At 57.1% G+C, this 2,573-nt stretch carries 5 protein-coding genes; 4 read left to right on the top strand and 1 reads right to left on the bottom strand.

Features of this window, described 5'->3' with window-relative positions; genetic code table 11:
- The first annotated feature begins 186 nt into the window (after positions 1-186).
- From JJB09_RS26460 to JJB09_RS26445, 4 genes are all read left to right on the top strand, one after another.
- The gene (locus JJB09_RS26460) at positions 187-390 is read left to right on the top strand and encodes a hypothetical protein (protein WP_210341836.1); all 204 of its coding nucleotides are present in this window, start codon (positions 187-189) and stop codon (positions 388-390) included.
- Positions 391-408: 18 nt separating this feature from the next.
- Positions 409-642 carry a hypothetical protein gene (locus JJB09_RS26455; protein WP_201664088.1) on the top strand — a complete coding sequence of 78 codons (234 nt, stop codon included), beginning with the start codon at positions 409-411 and terminating at the stop codon, positions 640-642.
- Between the two features lie 612 nt (positions 643-1,254).
- A complete protein-coding gene (locus JJB09_RS26450; protein WP_201664087.1) occupies positions 1,255-1,863 on the top strand; it encodes an NUDIX hydrolase in 609 nt (202 codons plus the stop codon).
- A 72-nt stretch (positions 1,864-1,935) separates the two neighbouring features.
- Positions 1,936-2,076: a hypothetical protein gene (locus JJB09_RS26445; protein ID WP_201664086.1), complete on the top strand. Its 141-nt coding sequence runs from the start codon at positions 1,936-1,938 to the stop codon at positions 2,074-2,076.
- A gap of 85 nt (positions 2,077-2,161) precedes the next feature.
- On the opposite strand, the gene JJB09_RS26440 is transcribed toward JJB09_RS26445, so the two are convergent.
- Positions 2,162-2,573 (bottom strand): cupin domain-containing protein (locus JJB09_RS26440; RefSeq protein ID WP_201664085.1); only part of this gene is annotated, 412 nt, incomplete at its 5' end.

The following is a 2,573-nucleotide window of genomic DNA, read 5'->3' as shown; positions in this document are numbered from 1 at the left end:
CGGCCAGACCAGCACGTCAATCGACATCCTCGGCGGCAACCAGTCCGACGCGGTCAATATCCGCCAGATGCCAAAGCACCGCTTGCTTGGCTGCAGGTGGCCGAAAACTGCTCTCAAAATCGAAACGATCACGACCGGCGGCAACGCAAAGCCGACCGATGGCAACGAAGCCTGAAAGGATATCCTATGAAGCGCACCATCAACCCCGCATTTCTCCGCATTGCTTTCCGCTACGGCGCTGGTGCACTGGCGGGCTATTCGCTGCTCCCGAAGGAAATCACCGACATGCTCGCCAACGATCCCGAACTCGTCGGCGTGGCTGCTGTAGTGGTGGCTGCCAGCGTCGAAGGCTTCTATGCCATCGCCAAGCTCCTCGGCTGGCGCACCTGATAGAGGCGGGGCTCACAGATGACCGTGATGCAGGAATACTGGCAGCAACTTTTGGCGGGGGTTGCATTGGTCGTGTGGGCCATCCGCGTAGAGGCCAAGACAAAATCGAACGCGCAGGAGGTCGCCAGGCTGTGGACACAGCGCAAGGAAGACCAGGACACGCATAGGGAATCGCGAAACGCGACGAACGAAATGCTCAAGGAGGTCCGGGCCGATATCAAGGAGTTGCTGCGGCAGAACGCGCGGGAATGATTGCCATCGGCTAGGCGATCGATGCACGTACGGACGAGCAGGAACTTTTCTCCCTTGAACGCGTTGTGTACGCCGGGCGGGGCTGTGCTCGTTTGCCCCGCGAATTGGCCGTTCTCCGGTTCTTTCCAGCTATCGGAGGGCGGCTTTTTTTCGTCAGCGCCGGAACCATCTTTCGCCTTGAGAGTTTGGATCGATGCGAAGACACTGGCGACATCAGCTCCCTACCACCGAGGCCAGTGCCGACGCCTTGGCCGCTCTCCGGTTCCAATCGGCGAATGCCCCGGAGAGCGGTTCCATACCGGGTCTATATTCATGAGCGACCATTGGAATACGCCAGTCGAACTTCAATTGCACGGCATCGGCAAATACCGGGCGTGCAGTCAACCTATGAAGCCTCTGAATGTCTGCTGACATCTGGCCATTGGAAACGGGAGAAAAGCTCCAGCTGGTGGGGGTATATCGGAGCCTAAGACGGAACTTTCTGGCTCGTGGCGCGTTTAGTTTAGCCGGAGGGCGTGTACTTGTAGCTCTCCCGCCTGGACCGCTCCCCGGAATTATCAAAACCACCCTGCATTTAAATCCTTGATGAGCGGTCTCACTTTGGAGGCTGTCATGCCGACACCTTGGAATAAGCCCGTAGCGCGAGAGTTGCGATTGAAAGACCGGGTCGATTTTATCTCCCAAATCTTGGATATCAATACTGTCCAGCAAAGTGCGGCCATTTGCTACCGCCTGGGAGAAACCGGAAACGAGGTGCTGCTCGTCAAAAGTCGGGATAGTGGTCGATGGGTGCTTCCCAAGGGCAATATCGACAAGCATGAAAGCGCCCGCATGGCGGCTTCCCGCGAAAGCATGGTGGAGGCTGGAGTTACAGGCCAAGTGGAAAAAGAGCCATTTGGCTTCTACAGCTACCTGAAAACTCCGGACGAAACCGTGTGCATGGTTAGAGTCTTCCTCTTGAAAGCTACCGGCTTCCGAAAACGCCTCGCCGAGGCAAAGCAGCGCCGATCCGAATGGGTCTCGGCAGTTGAGGCTTCGCGAAGGGTAAGCGAATCCGAGCTAAGGAACTTGCTTCGAAGGTTTGCACGACTGCCAGCATATGCTTCGACTCGAAGGGAAGATAGCAAACCCGGAAAGGCCATCTCGGCCGACGATACAGCACACAGCAGGCGAATCTCGTTCCTAAACTCGTCTGCAGCCAGTGCGATGGCAAGGAAATAGCTGTCGTGAGTCCGAGCATTCGTTGCATACCTTTAGACCGGAACCTGTTTTGAGAGCTACCGGGGCGGTGGCATGGGCCTGATTGCCGATGGCGTGGCTTCATACTTCGGTCTCGACCGCAATGTCTCTACGGGTATTGCGGTAGGGTTCGGCTATCTCGGCCCGGGCGTGGCGCAGGCGCTGTTTTTGCGGTGGTTTGAGCGAAAGGGGTAATAGTGCGTGGTGTAGTGGGATACTTCGGTTGTTCCCGAGCCCACCCGCAAAAAGAGACCTTGCGGGTGATTGGCACAGGTTTGACTTAACCCGCATCCCAATAGTCAGCATCTTCGTCCCGCACCCCCCAAATATCCATCGGCTGGTCATCCGGAGACGGGTGCGATGTCGGCGCATGAATTACCCGAAACCTACCACTGTCGGGATATTCGACGATGTCAGTGGCGTGCCTAGTGCTTAGGGCAAGGTAGCGCAGCGTCGCCTCACTGCTGTTGACGATCTGATGGGCGGTCTTGGGGCCACCGGCCGGACAGCTAATTATGTCGTGAACGTTGATGGGGAAAGTCTCCTCGCCAATCCTGACCTCGCCGCAGCCTTCGAGGATGATAAACATCTCTTCGTTCGCGCGGTGATTGTGAAAAGGAAATGCCCTCTTGCCTGGGGCAAGTTCGACCAGATTGCAGCCGAGCGCGCTCGCACCAATCAATGGGCCTATC

Source organism: Phytoamicus setariae, from assembly GCF_016722925.1.
Taxonomy (GTDB): Bacteria; Pseudomonadota; Alphaproteobacteria; order Rhizobiales; family Rhizobiaceae; genus Rhizobium_E; species Rhizobium_E setariae.
The sequence above is the reverse complement of the archived record's forward strand: the minus strand, read 5'-3'. Positions and strand labels throughout refer to the sequence as shown.